Below are 20081 nucleotides of genomic sequence, written 5' to 3'. Positions count from 1 at the left end.
TTCTATTCCTCCACTATTCTTTTACTTTAGATTTTTTTTCAATGTTCATATACTTCTCTTCTGTTTTCAAGGGATTAAATGCACGACCGCCACCCATATAAAATTTTCCAAAAAACTCTACATACTGTAAGCGCGCACCATGAACATAGGCACTCAATAAACTTAAAAAGAGATTTAACGCATGTAGCGCAATGATTAGTAAGATCCCTACTGTAAATCGGGCAACAGGTGGCATAAATGCCACTAACATATTAAACGCCGCGGCGATGCTTCCGCCCGAAATGCCTAAAGCCATCAATCGAGTGTAACTTACTAAATCTCCAATATAACCCGTTACCCCATATAAATTATAGAGACCTTTTGCCACACCTTTGATTTTAGATTTTGTTTGGATGATCGGTACGATTACAATTGATAATGCTGAAATAACCGCTACGATTATTCCGGCAGTCATCAAACCATCGTTATCAAATAACATCATCCCTAATACAACAATCAAAATCCCTATAAGCAACCCTTGCCACGCAAAACTTTCACTAATACTATCCAGATATCGTTTTCGTTTCGTTAATTCGATCCCATTAACCATCAATCCGGTCAACAGTTGGATAAATCCAAAAATCACCGATAAAATCAAAATTGTATTCACATCTTCGGTCGTGGACAAAATAGGAAACGGCAGGTTTATACCAAATAGTATTTTTGGCAATGCACCTCCGAAAAATGAGCCGTAAATAAACCCCCAAACAATTGTTGGAAATGACAATATTAGGAAAAAATCAGCAAAGCGTTTCATTCCTCTAGGTAACACAAGTGTTTTCAAGGCAATCAAGGCACCCAGTAACATGATTAACCCATACCCGATATCCGCTACCATCATACCGAAAAAGACCATATAAAAAGGTGTCATGATTGGGGTTGGATCGATTTCATCATATTTAGGTAAACTATACATCTCCGTCAGCATCTCAAAGGGAGCTACTAAACCGTTATTTTTTAGTTTAACTGGAATATCTGACTGGATCTCATCTTTAGTTGGCTGATCAAACGCCATATACACCTCATCAGAAGGTAAAACCTCTTTTAAGACTGACGATAATTCCTGTTTCTCATCTACTGGAATCCAACCTTGCATAATAAAAAAATAAGAAGTATTCAGCAAATGCTTTTTAGCCTCTTCACGATGGATCAGTGCATAGGTCATCTCTTCAGCTAAATATAATTCTTCTAAATGCTCACGATACGCTGATAAGTTGATTTTCACTTGTTTTTCTTCTTTAACAAGGGCCGTAAGTGCCTCTTTGTTTTCAAGATAGGCCTCTTTAGGCAATATATCATATGGATACTCAAATGGATGAAAACTATATTGATTAAGCACGCCATCCAAATCAGATTCCATATTTTTCAGATAGATCAAGCTATAATAAACATGATTTTGGCTATGATAAATTTCTTCTATATAAACAGAAGAAATTTTTTCTATCTCTAATAAAAACTCTGACTGATTGGCTGAACTGATTGATCCTAATAACAGTTCAGTGCTCTCAAGTGAATTCTTATTTGGAACAATATCTAAATACTGCCAATGAGCTAACCACTTTTCTTTTGCAAGCAAGTCTTTTCTTGTTGTCTCAATCAATGCCAATTTCTTTTTTAATGTAGCAATTTCTTTTAGATAGCCAGTGATTTTTACCGCATCAAATCCTTTTTCCAATGAACTTAGCGTGCAGGTCTGTCTTTTTACTCGTTTCTTTTTTGCTGTCTTTTCTGAATAGCGTTCGATGAACGTCAATGCTTCCTGAATTTCAGTTTGCATCTCTTGAAATCGTTTCTTTTGGCTTCCATCTAGTTCTAACAATGTTGAGGCAAAATGTTTTTTTATATAAGAACTATCTACATTTGAATGAAAAAAATCTTTGATCTCTATTGCCTGCATTCCTTGAATTGCTTGAAGAATCATCTCTTCTTTTTCGGACTCAGCGATGATCGTTATTTTTTCCATTTTATTGACTGCCATAGATATTTTTCACCCTTTCTATTACGTGATCAATAACTACCTCTTTGTTCTTTTCATACTTTTCTCTAAAATCTTGATTTTGCTTTTGTGCATCACTTATTAGGAGACTTTTTTCTTTTTGAAGCTGTTCTGTTTTTTGTTCCTCGATTTCATGAAGTAAATGAGCTATTTTTACTTGGCTTTCTTGTTGTCTTTTTTGAAATACTGCGTTCTTTTCTTGTTCATAGCTATCGATTTCTTTTTTGATCGCTTGCCTTTTCTTTTCGACTGCTTCTTCTGCTTCACGAATCTTATCTAATGCTTCTAAAACCATTTTATTCACCCCAATCAATTGATTACTAAGTATTTACTTTTATTATTGTATGAATCTCTTTTTTATACAATCAAAAAGGGAATAACATGTGCCTCTATATACTAGAAACACAGCCTATTCCCTTCATTTTTGATTGAAAAAATAAAAAAAGGGCATAAGTTCAAAAAACCGTTCTTCTCACCCCTTGAAGAACATGATCCTTGAAGCTTGCGCCCAACCATTTTTATTCATATAAACTAATCTTAGCAAAAAAAAATCTAAATTACAACTGCTTTGTGTATCCACTTTTCCTAACTAAAAAAAGAATGCGTCAAAATCGGATGAAGAACGATTGATTCGCTCAAAGAACGTTTCTTTCCACACATCTGTAAACCAATCATATTGCATTTGATCGATAATACTTTTTTGCAACGCAGTGATCATCTGTTCATTCTCTATTTCTCCGTCATAAAATGAACCCAGTACCGTAAGCATTTTTGTATTATTGTGTTGTTGGAATCGATAAATATGTCCTTTTTCTATGTAATAAAAACAGTGATTAACAATGATTACAAATCGTTCTTTTTTATTTTCTACTAACATATTAACCATTTTAGCAGTGATTTTCTTCATATATATTTTCTCCTCTACGTCAAACAAAAAAATAGATTTAGGAAAGCTGTTTAACTTAGGTTTCTCCCAAGTTTTGGTTTTTTACGCAATTTCGTTTTCTTCAACGTCCATTATCATAGCAAAAGATTAAAAGTTAAACAATCTTAAACAAGAAATTCTTTTTCACTTATTTTTGTATATAGTCATAATTTACTAGGGTTCACCCTATCCTTTTAACTAATTAAAACCAAAACAAATAACAGCCTCTGATTTACTTCATTCAACAGGAAAAGTAAATCAGAAGCTATTATTTTAAACTTTTGTGTTGCGCACTTTTTACTTATACATTTTAGTATTTTTTAGTTAAATTTTTTGTTTACAAAATTTTTTTGATTATAAAAAGATTGTTTTAGCCTCCTGCGGAAACAGTAAACACAGCAATAGCACTACTTATTACTATAAAAAAAGAAACCATCATAACACCTCCAACTTATAATAAAAAAATCAGTGTTTGCAAACAAATAATTTTCCTTAAGTAAAGAATAACAAACAACACCGAGATTGAAAAGTAAAAAAGCAACAAAATGCGAAATTAGCAAGAAAATCTTTAATTATTTGGATTTTTTAAAAAAAAATAAAGTTTTACTGCTTTTTATGTGCTATAATCGCATAAGAAAGGAGAAATACCTATGAATATCAATGAAACTCTGCGTTTTTTCAGATTAAAATTAAAGCTTACGCAACGTGAAATGATGCCTGACTATACCGATCCTTCTACATACTCAAAAATCGAGAGTAACACGCGTTCGTTAAAAGTCAGTGAGCTCGAAGAAATACTTGGTCATATCTCAATTAACTCTGAAGAATTCTTTACTTTTGCTACTTTTGATAAAGAGCAACAGCATTTTAGAAAATACTATTATTACTGTGCAACTCATTTAGAAAATAAAACAACTAAACAAAAATTACTTACTTACTATTTCTCTTTAAAGGATAAAGAAAAAAAAACTTTACGAGAACTATCCAACTATATTGCAATTAAAAATTTTTTTCATGGTAATTGGGAGGAAGTTGAATCTCTAACGTCTGAAGAAATCAGCAAAACTTTTAAACATCTTTTGGACAAATCATTTTATCTTCAGTATGATTATGTAATTACCAATAACCTTATTAGATTTATAAATACAAAACAGCAAGATTTGCTTATATCAAAACTATTCCCAATTAATTATGAAGAACAACGTGACTTTACTACCAAAAAGTTTGCTCATAATATTTTGATTAACCTTATTTCACTGAGACTTTATGCAAAAGATTATGCAAGTGCAGAAAAATATATTAAATTAGCAAAAAAGCAAGACAAACAAAATGAAAATTATAGTTTCAAACTAAATTTACAGTATTTAAACAATCTCCTAAATTATCTTCTTGAAGGTGAACCACATTACATGGAGCGTGTTTATGACTTTATTCATCTATTAGAAAATGCAGGAGATATTATGCAAGCTCAAGAAGTAAAAAAAGAAGTAAAAATGCTCACTCATGAGAGAGATAGCAAAAAAATGCTAAGTAGTTATTCTGTTGGTATTTTAAAAGATAGTTGACTATACGAGAACAGAATATCCCACCTTTTTCAAGGTGGGATAAGGAGTATTACTCGGATTGAGTAAAATGAAAATACTGTTAGGGTATATTCATAATACTACATAAAGTTATTAATTTCAACCTCTTAGTTAATATTTGTCGTTTTTTTGTATATTTGGCTGTAAACTACTTTAGATAGCCAGCTTTTTCACCTAAATTTCGCTCACTAATCATTTATTTAGTGGGCTTTTTACAATTTCATAAATATTTCAATCAACCTTCCTGACTTATAATAAATATTTTAAACAATTGCATATTTTCTGTTAAAATAGAGTAAATAATATTATAAAGTAGGCGTATTTAATTGGATATAAAAGAAAAAAAGACGAAAATCATCATTCTATCCGCTTTATTTTTGATTAGTGTCATTTCTATTTTCCCTTATTTTTTTAATAACTATATTTTCAGTCAAGATGATCTTATATTTCATCGAACAAGATTGGAAAGTTATACTCTGGCCATACGGCATTGGGATTTTTTTCCTCGTATATTCTCTAATATGGGCTTAAATTTTGGTTACGGGGCTGATCTATTTTATCCCTCTATTTTGTTATTGCCATTTGCAGTATTTAGAATATTGGGGCTTTCATATGTCCCCTCTTATTATTTATATCAGTTATTGATCAGTTTTATTACCGCAGTTTCTTCTTATTATTTTTTATTCACGATTAAGAATTCTCGCAAACAAGCTTTGTTATTCGCTTCCTTTTACACACTTTCGACCTATCGGTTGATCGATCAATCTGTTCGAGCGGCATTGGGCGAAACGCTAGCCTTTGCTTTTATTCCTCTAGTTGCATTAGGGGTCTACTCGATTTTTTATAGTGATAAACATCGTTGGCAGTTACTCGGAGTCGGTATGAGTTTATTGATTGCTAGTCACTTGATCACTGCTTTCTATTCAGTCATCTTACTGCTCATCTTTTTTTTGATCCACTGGAAAAAATGCAGAGTTGCTCAAATCAAGAGTATTCTTCAAGCGACTCTTTTAGCCGTTGGACTATCTGCTTGGTTTTTATTTCCCTATTTAGAGCAAATAAACCATTTGACGTTTAATTTTAGTACTATTACATTATGGGCTAGTGGCTTAAATTTTAGCCTGGGCAATCTATTTGTAAATAGTTTGGCCAATTTAAGTGCACCTTTTACAGAATTAAAACCTAATATCGGACTATTTCTTCTCGTTAGTCTGATTGTTGCTGCAGTGAACTATCGAAAATTATCCTCCACAAACAAAAAGCTATTTTTTATTACGCTTGCAATGATCGTTTTTGCTACAAACCTTTTTCCTTGGGGACTTTTCAACGATTCAATTTTAGCAACGATTCAGTTTCCTTGGCGATTATTATTGTTCGTTTCCTTTTTCGCTAGTTTATTGGCTGTTTCTTTAATCGAGCAATTTCGGCTACTTTCAAAAAAAGATGTTCTTTTATTCATTGTTTTAACAAGCTTTTTAACACTTGGTTTTAATGTCAATAATTTGATTCAAAGTAAAGTACAAAATAATATTACCGTAACGAATGATAATTTCACTGATTTTTATGCTTCAGAAATTGGTCATGGTAAAGAATATCTCGTAAAAGATACTGACTTTAAAACGTATTTTTCTTCTCCTAATTTAATTATTGATGGGATTCCTTATGTCAATCCATCTCAAAAGACGATAAACAAGTACAATCACAGTGAATATTCGGTACGAATCAATGGTAACCAAGAAGTTCAACTACCCAAATTTTATTACAAAGGTTACGAAGTAAAAGTAAATCAGAAGGTCGTTGAAAATTACAACAAAAACGGTTTGGTCACAGTCAAACTTAGTCAAGGTATTAATGATATTCGTATAACCTACAAAAAAACACCCATTCAGAAAGTGTCTGTCATTTTTTCTGTCCTGTTCACCATTGCCTTACTTTTTTTCACTATCATTCGAAAAAAATCTTTCTTTAGGTAATTTGCACTAGTTCTTCCTTTGAGAAAAAACGTTAAAGCGAGCCTATTTTAACTCGCTTTAACGTTTTTTCTATCGTCTACCACATGTTATAATGCCATGTATTCAGTGGAAATTACGTTCTAAAAATTATTACGTTCGTTAATCTTTCGAACTTCTTTAGCTGGGCTCCCAAGTACAATAACGTTCTCTGGAATATCTTTTGTCACAGTTGAATCTGCACCAACGATTGAATTTTCTCCAATTGTAACCCCAGGTAAAACCGTTACATTTGCCCCAAGCCATGCATTTTTTTTGATATGGATGGGTTCCGCCTTGATACCACGTCTATTTTCAGGTGAAATTAAATGGTTTACCGTTATTAAACTCGTTCCAGGACCAATCAAAACGTGATCCTCAATCGTAATGCCGCCTAAATCTACAAATGTCACATTTTGATTAATAAAAATATTCTTGCCAAATCTGATATGTTGGCCAAAATCGCTATAAAATGGCTGTGAAATTTCAACTGATGAGTCAATTGAGTGTTGCGTAATTTTCTCCAGTAGCTCAAGTCTCTCTTGATTTGGATAATATTGCGCATTCAATTTCATGAGCCATTCTTCATTCTTCCTCTTAATAGAATGAATTTCCTCAAATAAGCTAGCATCTTTCAAAATCTCTTTTCCAATCAACTTTTTTTGCAAATTCATATCTTCCATTTATTTTCCTCCTCATAGCTCTTACTTTTCACTATCCAAAGTATACATGAATCATTTATACTTAACTAATACCAATAAAGCATATCCAACCATTCTTTTTATCTATAGGAAGGAGTAATACAATGGAATTTCGTGTCTTAACCTATTTTTTAACCGTTGCAAGAGAAAAGACGATTAGCAAAGCCGCTGAAGTGTTAAACCTTTCTCAACCAACGTTATCAAAACAATTAAAAGAATTAGAAGACGAGTTAGGTGTGACCCTGTTTATTAGAGGAAACCGATCCATCACATTAACCGAAGATGGTGTCTATTTGATGAATAGAGGCAAAGAAATCCTTTCATTAGTCGAATTGACTACAACGAACCTCACTAAAAATGAACGAATCAATGGCCAGATTGCGATTGGTGGAGGTGAAACGCAAGCTTTCGAGTTCATTGGGCAGATTTTACACGAGTTAAGAGAGACCTATCCAGAAATTGATATACACATTTTTAGTGGAAACGCTGATGACATCTTAGACAAAGTGGATAAAGGGCTTTTAGATTTTGGATTAGTTATCGATCCTGTAGAAAAACAAAAATATGATTATATTCGCTTACCACAAATTGATCATTGGGGAATTTTAGTGAATAAAACTCATCCACTCTCTAATAAGAAAACAGTTACGGCAAAAGATCTTGAAGATACCCCTTTGCTCATTTCAAATCAGTCATTGGTTGATACTCAATTATCTGAATGGTTGGGAAAAAATTTAGATTACTTTAACATCATCGGCACGTACAATCTACTCTATAATGCCTCTTTGTTGGCAAAAAAAGGTGTCGCAAGTGTTCTTTGTATTGATAATATCGTAAATACAACAAATACAACTCTAACATTTATCCCCTTTTCACCAGCATTAACCGCGAATATCAATATTGTTTGGAAAAAAAATCAAGTGTTTTCCAGCGCTGCAAAAGAATTTTTACGTAGACTAAAAAATCAAAACAATACAAGGTAGAATTTACCGCGCTAACAGAAAAACAACATGATTCACAGCCTTCATTCTTTTGGAAGTTCATTTTTGGTTGAAAAAAGGTTGTTGGATTGAGCTATGTTTAAGGCTGTGAGCGTGTGATTGAGCTCCTTAACACACTATCAATAGAGTACTTTTGTGAACAATGTTGGTCAATAAGTTAAAACAACTTCACTAGCTACTTCAATGCAAAAAAATAGACAGTAGAAACGCTGTACAAACCTCTGTACATCAACGTTTCTACTGTCTGTCTCCATAAAATAAATGGAGACGGCGGGAGTACAAAATAACTAGTGCCATTGCGTGCTAACTGGACAAAATAGCTACTTGATAATTTTAATAGCAATCTTATTTTTACAAAAATGGTTCTATGAAATCCCTCAACGGATTCAGAACTACATCAAAAACTACATCAAATCTTGGGTAAGTAATTGATACAAATAAGTCTGCTCTTCTGTAATGTTCAGGAGAGTTTTTTTTAATAAAACGTTGTTTAAAATTAATGACTTATGGTAAACATGGATATAAATAAAATATTGCATAAGCACTGGTAGTTAGTTTATTATTATATTCAAGGAGATGATGATATTGCATAAAATAAAATTATTATATACCAAATTGACTACTAAACTTTCAGATGGCAGCATGGACAGCCATCATTATCAAAAAATTTTTTATTGTTTGTCACCTGTATTCTTACTTTTACTATTCGGCATATTAGAGCTATCTATAATAAAATTAATTCTGAGTTTTGTTACGTCCTCGTTATCTGTTATTTTGGAATTATTTTTTAGTAGTATTTTTTTATTACTAAATATCTTCCTATTTGTTGTCTATATCAAAAATATGTGTTCAGCATTTAAACGCAGATACTTGTTATTAGCTTTTTTAATTTTTCCAACAGTAATATTACTTTTTCTAACCACTTTATTTTGGCTTAATGCCATAATTGCAGATATTCATAATCTTCTAGTTTATACTTTTAATTTGAATCTTCCCGGTATTTTTCCTTACGAAGCAGTAGCACCTGTAACAAATTCTTTAGCAGTAATAGTATCACTTATGATGATATTTTTATTACCTATTGCCACTTCATTATTGCTTAATTCTTTTTTACCTGAATCCCTACAAAAGAAAGATGTTTCGGTAAAAGAAAAATTAATGCGTCTGTTAAGAAAATTATTTGTTTTATCTTTGATATTTTTTTTCTCATATGTATTTTCTATAATTGACAAAAATAATTTTGGCTCTATATCTATACTTACCACGCTACTTTCTTTCCTTCTCACACCTAAAACAATTCTTCGGCTGTTTTCTAGTGTGAAAGATATAGAGTCTAAACAAATTTCAGAAGATATCCTTATAAAGTTTGATAGAATAAAATTCATTTATTATGAATTTATTTTTTCATGGTCGATTTCCATTTATATAATTGAACCAAAAAAAACTGAAGATAGAATTTTAGCTTCTGCTATTATATTTTTTATCCTATTGTTTACGACAACTGTAATTCAAGAATTTTTAAAAAGAAAGAAAAAAAATTCATTTTCAGGTTGGGTAGTTGATAATGAAAATGGGCTTGAAGAACCAACACAGAATATACTTTTTGAAAAAAAATTCTATTTAAAATAGAAAATTCATTTAATTATTTCGATTCGTTTTATTACAATTGCTATTAGATGATTAAGCCTTCCAATTGTGGAAGGCTATTTTTTTTAATTAAAGAACCCTCTACCCCATGTTGTGTCAATACGTCCATCATCAGGGCCAACTGCAACATATCGGCGATTTCCTGAAGCGCCAATATAGCTGATCCATGCGTAACCATTAGACATAACATAACTATCATATCTAATCGCCATTCCTTTAGTGTAGTAATCCAATGCTGAACTTTTCACATCATCTGGGTTCGTATCAGCACTGACCGCAAGCTTTCTATCAGGATAAAATGTTCCCAACATCTGTACACGCTTGGTAGGATCTTGCGGTACTGGATCAATAGGTTTTGGAGTACTCGGTTTAGGATCAGTACCACCATTACTTTTTCCAGTATAGCGGTAGATAGTGATTTCAGGTTGTCCATTATACATCCAAATATAGTCATGATCGTTGATAGATATCCCATCAAAGCCAAAATTACAATGGATGATGTTGTCGTTGTCATCAATAAAAATACCTGTATGACCAGCTGCTCCTAATGTAAAACCTCGTTTACCCCAAATAAAGATATCACCTTTCTTAGCTGGATAATTGCCATTAATTGGTTTTACTTGCTCCCATCCACTATTTTCTAGGTCGTTAAACAAGGTTTCTGTATTCCCCATACTTCCGGCTTTTAAAAATCCACCAGCAATCAAAGCGTTATAAACAGCACTAGAACAATCATAGCTACTAGGTCCTAAACGATTAGTCATGCTATATCGAACTACGCCTAAACGCTGTCTCATCCAATCAAGCATCCCATTAATGTTGGCCATCATCATCATCTCCATTTTTATTGTACTGCGCTGTGCTATAAAGCATCACAGAACCTAAGAAAGTTGTGACTGCCGCTATCGTTGTTACTGCTAAATCAGTACCATCCCAATTATAGGCTTTGCCTAGAGAACCGACTAATACACCACAAGCTGGCAAAACTACGGATACAAACCATTTAATAACGTTGTATGTTTCATTTGAGAATTTCATTAATTCATTTCTCCTTTACAAATAATGTTTTAATTTGTTGACCATGCTCCGCTAATTTCAATTCATGAGAATCAAGGCGCTCATCTTGCCGTTTTAGTTGCTCATGAATCTCTTTTCGATCTTCCTTACTTGCTTCTAAATCTTTAGATAATAGATTTAAAGTTAAATTTAATTCAGTGATAGTCTTGTTCAATTCTTTTGAACTATTAAGTACTGGCTTTGCGAAAAAGGCTATTAAACCTGCAATGGACATAATAGCACCGGCCAATAGCCCCAACTCTTCAATTGTCATTCGTTCACCTTCTTTCGAAAAAAAAGAAGCCCACGAAAGGACTTCTTTAAATTTTATATGTTGCTGAACCAGCAGCCCATGACGTTCTATTATTCCAGTTAAGGCCGACTGATATTGTACCTTTAGGTGCAGCACCTGTTGAATTTTTTCCATTTACACCAAATGTGCCTAAATTTAAATTCCCATTAGCTGCTGAGGTTCTTACAGTACATTGACCGTATTGGCGTTCCATCGGAACAGCCCAATCTGGAAGATCTGCAATAATTGCATTACCCCCATTTTCCCCATTTTCAACAGTAAAACATACGTGTGCAACCCCACCTTCTAATTCTTCTACATATGCATTTTTTATCATTCCATTATCAGAATAAACTGTAAATCCATTTTTTAATGTGAGATTTTGATATTTTAAATTTCCTGATAAACTATTTGTAGATATGTAATCTACTTTAAGCTTTTTCATATCCTCAAATTTTGAATCAGGAACTGTCCAAACATTAATTTTTAAGCCCAATGCATGTAATTGATCGACTAAATCAGCTGTAACACCTGCATTGCTATAGTTTACACCAAGTGTTGCTGGATATCCTAAAGCTACTGCCTGATCAATTACGCTTTGAGTGATGGTACTAGAGACCATATGAAGCTCCATATTAGGATACATCTGTCTAATATTTGTCAAAACACCATAATCGAAAGAGATGATTACGCAATTTGTTTCATTATACCCATACTTCGTTAGTATTTCTTTTAATAAGTCGTAATTGGCAATTGTGTAAGAATCTGTTTTTATTTCTATAACTGGAACCTTACACTTATTTCGACAGATACCAAGAAATTCTTCAAAAGTAGGTGGTACTTTTTCTGCATCAGATAAAGTATTCAAATTTGCACCTGTATCAATTCTCAGTGCTCTAAATTGTGCTAAAGTCATAGATTTAACTGTCCCAGTACCGTTTGTAGTGCGATCAACTGTATCATCGTGCATAACTACCCATTGTCCGTCAGAAGTAACTTGAATATCTGTTTCAATTCCCCAGTGACGATTAGCATTTTTATAAGCTGGTATAGAATTTTCTGGGTATTCCGTATTGTTACCTCTGTGAGCGATCCAATTTAATCCCTCTCTCCACTTTTGCCTAACCGTTTCAGTAGCTTTTTGATGGAAGTTTTTTGTCTGTAATGGGCTCATAAATTTACTATCACTAGTTGCATTTTCCGCTTCCGCTTTTGATGCAATAGAATAGTTCGGGACACTTCCTAAACCGACTTGCGCTTTAGTTACTTGATGTGGGTTGTTTGTGTCATCCACGTGAGCTTTCAATTGTTCATCCTTCAAAAAACCACTTTTATTCAGAACATCTAATGCACTTAGTGAAATTGTGATTTGTACTCCAATATAGTCAACATCAATGGATGCTGGTGTGACACCATTGGAACTATCAGAAAATACCAATACGTTGATTTTGCCTTCCGAGTCAATAAAGTTACTATCATTGATCTCAGTAGCAAAATCAGTATAGTCTGGTGCTGAATTCTGCATCTGAACCGAATAGCTATCAGCTGACTCTAAGAAAGTCGCTACTTTCAAATTTTTATTTCCTGGAGAAGAAGCTTTTCCACGAATTGGGATCTTGATCGATACAAAATTATCTTTGATATATTTAACAACCTGAACCATTGTCATTCCTTCAAAAATATCCTCAGCAATAGATTCAATGGCTGCTTTCACATCAAATAGAAAGAATTGTTGTGGAATTACACCACTCTGTGACGAACCCGTTGAAACTCCTGTATCGTCACGTGACACCACTTTATTATAATTATCTTGTGTAAATTCATTCCAGTTTGCTGATGGTTTCTTGAGCGTATTTGCCGTATAATCAGAAAAAGCTTGGTGTGGATTGCCTTTTTTATTTCCAGCTGTTTTACCTTTAAAATCCATCATTTTGGGAGTATTAACAGAGCCAGAGAACATTTTCATTGCATCAGTAGTAGTTAATCGACTGTTAAAGTCACTTGTTAAACGTGCTTGTAACGTGGATTGCTTAATCCCTTCCGTATCAGTTCTTGCTTGAACGATTTCTGGGTTACTATCACCTGATTCTGCAACTAAATCCCCGAACTCATTTCTTAACGCATCAAATTCTTGTTTATTTTGGTTAGCTGTACTAACAGCTCGATTCGCTGTATCAACAGCAGTCTTAGAATCAGCAATAGCCTGATCTGCTTTCTGATTGGCTAATTCCCCTGCTTCTTCAGCAATTTCTTTAGCTTCATCACCTGCAGTTCTAGCGATTTCCTTTGCTTGCTTAATTCCTTCAGTGAGTTCCGATTTATAACCATTTACAGTCTCAACAGATGAATTTGACTGATCCATAATGGCATTAATTTTTACACGACCCTGATTGAGCGTGTCAGTTTCTAAAATTTTTTCAACTGCCATTTATTATCACCTCTATTCTTCTACGATCGATTCAATCGTTATTTTTTGTTCGATATGATCACCAAGTAAAATGAAGTTACTACCTGATATATCAGCTAGCTCTTCGAAAATTTCTTGTAGATTTTTAGTTACTTTTGCTGAAAATTCTTCACCATTTATTTTTTTTACTTTAATATTCATTAGAATTGTCCTCCTAATTGAGATTGAATGAAAACACGACAAATAACTTGCGCTTCAATACGTGCAAGTTTGTTAGGTTTTATTTGGATTGTATGGTTACCTCTAGCAATTTTTCCAGTGCTAGTTTTTCGTAAATATTTAACAAGATCAAGTCTGTTCTGACTTGTCTCGTGTAAAGGAATAGTTGTACCATCTACTATAATATCTACCTTACTTGCACTATCTGAAGCCTCGTAAATACCCCACTCAAGAGGATGTGTATGATCAGGCAAATTAACTTGATGAGTGTGACTTGGAATATTGACATTGTGTGTATGATTTGGAATGTTTACACTAAAACTGTGAGAGTGGTTTGGAATATTTACACTATGAGAATGCGCTGGAGTTGAAACAGAATGGGAATGATTCCCACTAGTAGATGCCGTAGTTATATCTCTAGGCTGGATAGTCCATAGCATTACACCATTAGTTTCATTTTCTCCCCAATATAATCTTCTTTTTAAACCCAATTGATCTGGATCATTTACATCAAATCCGTATCTAAAAGTTTTGTGGTTATGATTACCACCAGCACTGCTAGTCTGTGTACTTTGACCATTTACACTACTAGTTTGGCTACTTCCACCACCGCCAGCTGTTGTGGATCCTGATGAATAACCACCACCAGAAGAACTTGTTTGCGTAGAAGCACCTCCAGAAGATGTTGACTGTACTCTTGCACCTCCACCTTTGACAGCTTTAGTGTATCCTCGATAACGTTTAGTTTTGAACGTCAATTCAACTGTATTCACATGAAATACATCATCATCAAGATAAAATTCAATATTAGCTGGATAAGCTGCTTCACAATTATCTTGGTAGCTATAATTTAGAATATTTGTCGCGCCTTGAGAATATGTTTCGTTGATTTCTTGTTTCCTGCCAAGATCAGACATGGTCGTTGAAATATCATCTTTCAGGTTACCCAAATCAAGATCAAGATCCTGTGGTGCTCCAAATACATCTCGTTTCGCTTCTCGTTTTATTCTTAAATTTATGCTGCCATAATCATTCGTATTAATCATAGCAACTCCGCCCTTACGAAGTTTATCAATGATCAGAGGATCATCCGTAAGCTTGGTTAAATCTGCTGCAGTAATGGACCAACTTATTTTAGGAATTGACCATTTTTTAAGCATACTGACCGCATTGTCTTTCAATGCCTGAGGGATAGTAAAACGTTGATCTACCCATACATACTCAACTAGTCCATATTTTTCTATAGCTTTTTTATCTTCAACATAAGTCAAATTATTATTTACAGACTTGATGTTTACTTGATTAATTCCTTCACCAGCTCCTAACGGATAAATACGATTGACTAGATTATTAGGATCTCGTTCGATCTCAAACCCCTGCATGTTATACCCTTCTTGTATCCGAGCAACAACTTCTGTTTGAGGTCTCACTAAAGATAATTCAAAAGGATAGACTTGAGTATTCCATTCCCAAACATAGTCTTCATCAAAGGCTGCTGGAATAGAAAATAGTGCATCCGCAAGCCCGTTTTCATTCTCCCAAGCATAACTGAAATATCGAGTGAAATCGCATTTTTTTAACACCCAATTTTTAGTGGTTTGCTTATTAAGGATATAATTGATCACATCAACCGTTTTACGATTGACTAACTCATGATAACCAAAAAGCACACTATCTAAAAGTGTGCTTAAAGCATGAGCTGCAGTATAAGTAATTGTGTTGTTTCCAGCATCTTTACGTATTGTAGAGAGCATTACCCGATACAATCCGATATATTCATTTTCATTATCTGTAAGCTCAACCCAAAGCATTTCCTGTAAAAATGAATTTTTCGGATCATCTAAGGGCATCGTAAATTCTATGTTTCCGATCTGGTTCTCAATTTTTTCATAACTGACATTATGAGCATTTTCCAAAATCGCAGTATAATCACGTTTGAGGTTCATTGCCATTAACAAGCTATCACCCCCTATAAGAATCTATTTGGATAACGAATTGTTAATGCAAAATCACTATCCTTAGCTTGAATGTAAAGTGGCTCATTTGGGTAAATATAAAAGTCGTTCATTGGTCGGATCATTGGTTGACCATTTTTAGTAATATAGAACTTTTGAGTATCGATGAGAATTTCAGCATTGTCAAAATCTCCTAAATCGATTGTGTCATTCCTTGTTTTAATCCATACACCTCGACCAGTTCCTTTCAGAAATATCTCTGGTTTAACTTTCAAACCTTCAACGGTCGGATAAATCTCAATAGGTTTTGATTCTTTCCCATCATCCCCCATTAAGTATGATCGGTTCTGGAAAGTAATCATTGTTGATCCCCAATAAGCACCGCCCTCAATTAATATTGGCATGTTGGCAGCACCGGAACCTGTATTTCCCATCAAATAATTGGATTGAAAGGTGATTACTTTAGAGCCCCAAGTAACACTGGTTGCATCAGATCGAGTATATTTATAAGGATCACTTAGAGATACTGTAAAAGTTCCCACAGCATGGTTGACACCTTCTGGAACATTATCAACATCCGATTTACTACCACTCCATAACATTTCAGGTTCATCATTAAACCAGATCTCTACATCTTTTTCACTGAATAGTGCAACGTTCAAACGATTAAATCGATCACGAAAATCTTCATTTGTCGGAGCGTCTATTTTATATTTGACGATTAACTCTCGTTCAGGAATACGAGAATAAACTTGCCTCATACCGTCACGAATCCCCAGTTGATAACTTTGAATTTCAGTAGCAGCTAATTCTCGACCGACTACATTTAAGGTTCGATATCCTGGAATGATATTTTCTAAGAAAACGCCGTTAAAGCTCATAGCTTCGGAAGGAAGAATAGTTTTAGATGAACCATTGTTATTTGTATCAGTAAAATCGTACATCTAACCTCTCCTCCCTAATGCTGTATTCTGTTTGTTAGTCATTTGTTTTAATTCTTTACTCATTGGTTTTGCTGTTACTTTAGCAATTTGTTTACCATCTAAGTTAACTGGTACCTCAATAGTGATTCCCGTTGCAATGTTTCCAGAGAAAGCCCAAGAGGAAGAAGAATCATTGATTCCTAATTTAGGTTGATTCTTATCAACGATTGATGATGTTGAAACAAGTTCTTTGTTTAATTTTTCCATGGGCTTTTTTACTATACTAAGATTTTTTTGAATACCAACTGCTATACCAGCTGGTATCATCTTTCCAACTTCATCTCTCATAACACGTGATGGTGAATGAATATCTAACGCACCTTTTACCGTACTTACAATTTGATTAGCAATATTTTGAGCTGCTAACAGCGCTGCCCCAGCTCCTTGATTGATTCCATTTGCCAGTCCTGCCATTATATTGATTCCGACTGATTGCATTTCGTTGTCCAAGTTATCAAATGCTCTCGGAATCGCATTAGCGATATTAGTTGCTTCTTGTTCCATCTTCGTTCCGTTAGCAGAAAATATATTTGCCAAAGAATCGATGGCTGCCTTGACCTTACCACTACCATCTTTCACACCAGCAACTACTCCATCTGCAATAAAACCACCATATTCTTTAAAGACTCGTGATGGAGAATGAATACCCAACTCACCTGCAAACTTTTCTGACACGTCATTCGCCATATCTTTACTAGCCTGTTCAGCTTGAGGTGCCCCATCAGTAATACCTTTAGCAGCTCCTTGTGCAACATTTTTGCCAAGTTCTCCGAAGTTCGCCATTTGAATCTGAGTGGCTAAAGTGTCTTTCGTCGAAGTTACCATAGCAGTAACTTCTGCTGGAATATCTCCTGTTTTAAATGCTGTTTTAAATGAATTCGTTGCAACTTCTCCACCATTTCGGAAAGTCTCACTCATCTTGGATAATTCTTCATCAGAAGCTGTTACCAATGCCGCAACATAGCCTGCTGATTCTGGACCAGCCTCTCTCAATTTGTTTAGCAAACCTTCATCAAGACCTCGATCAGCTAAAGAAGCGATATTATCAGCCCAGGTACCAATAACACGTTGATTCTCTTCCATATTCGTCTGCATTTGTTGAACAGACATAGTTTGTTTATCTGTCAGAGTATCAAACATATTAGTAGCTGCATCTGAATACTCTTGCCACTTAGTCTTCATATTATCCACTGCAGTTTTTTGAGAATCACTTAGAGATTGATATGAAATAACTTGCTTAAATACTCCAGCTTCCGTCGCTTGAGCTACAGAATTCAAAGAATTTTCTAACACACTTTGGGTATTTTTATATTCTTCCTGAAGTTCAGTTTGAGTTGATTTAAGTGTCTTTTCTTGCTCGTCTAATCCTTTGATTGCTTCTCTATGTTCCTTGGCTCTTACTGAACCAGATTCTAATTTATCATTCCATTCTTGCCTCAAAGTGGAAGATTCTTTCAATTTCGATTCAACATCTGCTTGTTCTTTCAGAATGTCAGTCAATGCTTGTTGAGAAGTATTAGCTGTTTCTTGTTGTTGAAGGGCGGCAATTCTAGCTTGCATTTGTTCAGTAGACATTGATAGCTTATTTGATTCCTCATCGTATGCCAAATTTAAACCTGTAACTGATTTATTTAATTCTTCAACATTAGATTTCATCAGTTTCTTTTCAACCTTCGATAACTTCTCTTTGCTGGCTAAATCAGTAACTGTATCACCTAATTTTTTATATGCACTAGCATTACTAGAAATGTCTTGCAAGCTATCTTTCCTAGAATTGGAATTTTGATCAACAGCATCAGTCAGCGTTTTGGTCGATCCTGCAAGCTTTTCTTGTTCAGCATTTAGTTTTTTCGAGGCCTCAGATTCTTTGTTTAGCCACTTCCAGAGCGCAACTCCAGCTGTCGTCAGAACCCCGACTGCGCCTATAACCCAACCTATTGGTCCCATTAACACTTTCATAGCAACACCAAAAGCTGTTGTCGCTGCGGTCATCAATGTAGTAGCAACTGTAGAAAGCTGGATGCCTCCTGTCATTATACCGATCAAGGCAGTTCCAATTGTTATTTGTCCATTTTGTGCTGCTCTAGCTAAAATATCAGCTTTAGTTGCTGCCGTTCCAGCAGCTTGAGCCAAAGCTTGACCTTTAGTTACAATGGTTAAAGTTTTGCCAGAAAGCCCAGCAGCAATAAAAAGTTTATCTGTAGTAGCAATCAGTGTATTAATTCCTTGGATTACTTTAAGAGCAGCAAATGAAGCCGCCAATCCCATAAGTACTGGTTCCAAAGGTTTTGCAACAGAAATAACTCCACTAAGAGCGGTGGCAAATATTTTGACAATCGGCGTAGATCCTTGAATTACTACCTTAATCGCATTAAACGTACTATTGACTATGCTTTTTAAACTATTAAGATTTTCCGCTATGGATTTTCCAGTCACAGCCTTGATCATGTCATTAAAGGCTTGGATGACTGTAGTAACACCTTTAACTGTAGCTGTCTTGATGTTTTGCCAAGACGTGGCTACCCCTTCAGAGTTTTTTCTAGCCAAGTCAGCAAAACCTCCAACACCTTCATTCAATTCCACCAAACGACCATTAAATTCTTTAAAAGTAATGTCACCATCTTTTAGGGCATCATACAACTCATTTACAGAAGTAACACCTTGATCTTTAAACGATTTAGCAACCTTATCCATAGCAACTGGCATTGTTTCTTGTAATGAGCGCCATGATTGCATGTCTACTTCGCCTTTACCTAACATTTGGATATATTGCTCCATTCCTCGTGAAGCATCTGCTGTAGATGCTCCTGAAGCTAGAAATGCATTATTTAGAGCTACTGCTGTATCAGTCCCCGTTCTTAAACTACCCGTTGCAATCGACAATTGTTGAGTACTAGAAACAATTTCATCGAGTGATGTAGGTAAACCATCAATTCCATCACCCAATTTAGTCATTGATTTATCAACATCTTCTGTAGAATAACCAAGTGATTTCATAACTACAGGATATTTATTTAGTGTGTCAAAACGACTGATTGCACCCGATACTGAATCTTTAACCATTCCCATTGCAGTTGAAACTAATTTAACTGCCCCAACTCCAGCGGCTGTTCCTATAATTGATTTAGTAAGTTCTCCGCCTTTTTTTGTACTAGATGAAAGCTGATCACCTAATTCACCAGATTGTTTTCCGATACCAACCATTGATTTTTCAGCATCATTCATGGTTCTTGAAAAGCTTTTATCGGTAGCAGCCAATATCGCTTCGACTGAATAAGTTTCCATTTAT

Annotated in this window: 16 protein-coding genes and 1 other annotated feature; of the genes, 4 read left to right on the top strand and 12 right to left on the bottom strand. The window is 34.4% G+C overall.

Annotation, left to right across the window (positions count from 1 at the left end; all coding sequences use genetic code 11):
- Positions 1 to 13 precede the first annotated feature (13 nt).
- The 3 genes from I586_RS00515 to I586_RS00505 all read right to left on the bottom strand — a co-directional run bounded on the left by I586_RS00515 (position 14) and on the right by I586_RS00505 (position 2942).
- A complete protein-coding gene (locus I586_RS00515; RefSeq protein WP_010765139.1) occupies positions 14 to 2017 on the bottom strand; it encodes a V-type ATP synthase subunit I in 2004 nt (667 codons plus the stop codon).
- The gene (locus I586_RS00510) at positions 2004 to 2330 is read right to left on the bottom strand and encodes a hypothetical protein (RefSeq protein ID WP_010765140.1); all 327 of its coding nucleotides are present in this window, start codon (positions 2328 to 2330) and stop codon (positions 2004 to 2006) included. Before I586_RS00510 ends, I586_RS00515 begins: the two co-directional genes overlap by 14 nt.
- 171 nt (positions 2331 to 2501) lie before the next feature.
- Positions 2502 to 2549: a sequence feature (sodium ion sensor (DUF1646 type); this cis-regulatory element may regulate processes involved in with the transportation of sodium ions), on the bottom strand.
- 75 nt (positions 2550 to 2624) lie between these two features.
- Positions 2625 to 2942: a hypothetical protein gene (locus tag I586_RS00505; protein ID WP_010765141.1), complete on the bottom strand. Its 318-nt coding sequence runs from the start codon at positions 2940 to 2942 to the stop codon at positions 2625 to 2627.
- Positions 2943 to 3610: 668 nt separating this feature from the next.
- Between I586_RS00505 and I586_RS00500 the strand changes: the two genes are divergently transcribed.
- Together I586_RS00500 and I586_RS00495 are read left to right on the top strand one after the other, a co-directional pair.
- Positions 3611 to 4525 (top strand): helix-turn-helix domain-containing protein, encoded by a 915-nt coding sequence (locus I586_RS00500; protein WP_010765142.1) that lies wholly within the window; start codon positions 3611 to 3613, stop codon positions 4523 to 4525.
- 344 nt (positions 4526 to 4869) lie between these two features.
- Positions 4870 to 6516: a glycosyltransferase family protein gene (locus I586_RS00495; protein WP_010765143.1), complete on the top strand. Its 1647-nt coding sequence runs from the start codon at positions 4870 to 4872 to the stop codon at positions 6514 to 6516.
- 119 nt (positions 6517 to 6635) lie between these two features.
- Here I586_RS00495 and I586_RS00490 read toward each other — a convergent pair whose 3' ends face one another.
- A complete protein-coding gene (locus tag I586_RS00490) occupies positions 6636 to 7214 on the bottom strand; it encodes a sugar O-acetyltransferase (RefSeq protein WP_010765144.1) in 579 nt (192 codons plus the stop codon).
- A gap of 122 nt (positions 7215 to 7336) precedes the next feature.
- Between I586_RS00490 and I586_RS00485 the strand changes: the two genes are divergently transcribed.
- Both I586_RS00485 and I586_RS00480 read left to right on the top strand, forming a co-directional pair.
- Complete coding sequence (locus tag I586_RS00485) at positions 7337 to 8215, top strand: LysR family transcriptional regulator (RefSeq protein ID WP_010765145.1); 879 nt, start codon at positions 7337 to 7339, stop codon at positions 8213 to 8215.
- Between the two features lie 603 nt (positions 8216 to 8818).
- Positions 8819 to 9862 carry a hypothetical protein gene (locus I586_RS00480; RefSeq protein WP_010765146.1) on the top strand — a complete coding sequence of 348 codons (1044 nt, stop codon included), beginning with the start codon at positions 8819 to 8821 and terminating at the stop codon, positions 9860 to 9862.
- Positions 9863 to 9945: 83 nt separating this feature from the next.
- Here the strand turns inward: I586_RS00480 and I586_RS00475 are convergent, their stop codons facing one another.
- The 8 genes from I586_RS00475 to I586_RS00440 are packed head-to-tail and all read right to left on the bottom strand — an operon-like array spanning position 9946 to position 20077.
- Positions 9946 to 10707: a peptidoglycan amidohydrolase family protein gene (locus tag I586_RS00475; RefSeq protein ID WP_010765147.1), complete on the bottom strand. Its 762-nt coding sequence runs from the start codon at positions 10705 to 10707 to the stop codon at positions 9946 to 9948.
- Positions 10694 to 10918 (bottom strand): phage holin, encoded by a 225-nt coding sequence (locus I586_RS00470; RefSeq protein ID WP_010765148.1) that lies wholly within the window; start codon positions 10916 to 10918, stop codon positions 10694 to 10696. Before I586_RS00470 ends, I586_RS00475 begins: the two co-directional genes overlap by 14 nt.
- A gap of 4 nt (positions 10919 to 10922) precedes the next feature.
- On the bottom strand, positions 10923 to 11210 hold the full coding sequence (locus I586_RS00465) for a hypothetical protein (protein ID WP_010765149.1): 288 nt from the start codon (positions 11208 to 11210) through the stop codon (positions 10923 to 10925).
- A gap of 46 nt (positions 11211 to 11256) precedes the next feature.
- Positions 11257 to 13656 (bottom strand): glycerophosphodiester phosphodiesterase family protein, encoded by a 2400-nt coding sequence (locus I586_RS00460; RefSeq protein WP_010765150.1) that lies wholly within the window; start codon positions 13654 to 13656, stop codon positions 11257 to 11259.
- 12 nt (positions 13657 to 13668) lie between these two features.
- A complete protein-coding gene (locus I586_RS00455) occupies positions 13669 to 13836 on the bottom strand; it encodes a hypothetical protein (RefSeq protein WP_010765151.1) in 168 nt (55 codons plus the stop codon).
- Complete coding sequence (locus tag I586_RS00450) at positions 13836 to 15812, bottom strand: phage tail protein (protein WP_010765152.1); 1977 nt, start codon at positions 15810 to 15812, stop codon at positions 13836 to 13838. The genes I586_RS00455 and I586_RS00450 overlap by 1 nt, the downstream gene beginning before the upstream one ends.
- An 11-nt stretch (positions 15813 to 15823) precedes the next feature.
- The gene (locus I586_RS00445) at positions 15824 to 16753 is read right to left on the bottom strand and encodes a distal tail protein Dit (protein WP_010765153.1); all 930 of its coding nucleotides are present in this window, start codon (positions 16751 to 16753) and stop codon (positions 15824 to 15826) included.
- Positions 16754 to 20077 (bottom strand): tape measure protein, encoded by a 3324-nt coding sequence (locus tag I586_RS00440; RefSeq protein ID WP_010765154.1) that lies wholly within the window; start codon positions 20075 to 20077, stop codon positions 16754 to 16756.
- Positions 20078 to 20081 lie beyond the last annotated feature (4 nt).

It is taken from the genome of Enterococcus moraviensis ATCC BAA-383 (assembly GCF_000407445.1).
Lineage (GTDB): Bacteria > Bacillota > Bacilli > Lactobacillales > Enterococcaceae > Enterococcus_L > Enterococcus_L moraviensis.
Note: the sequence above shows the minus strand (reverse complement) of the source record. Positions and strands in the feature narration are given on the sequence as shown.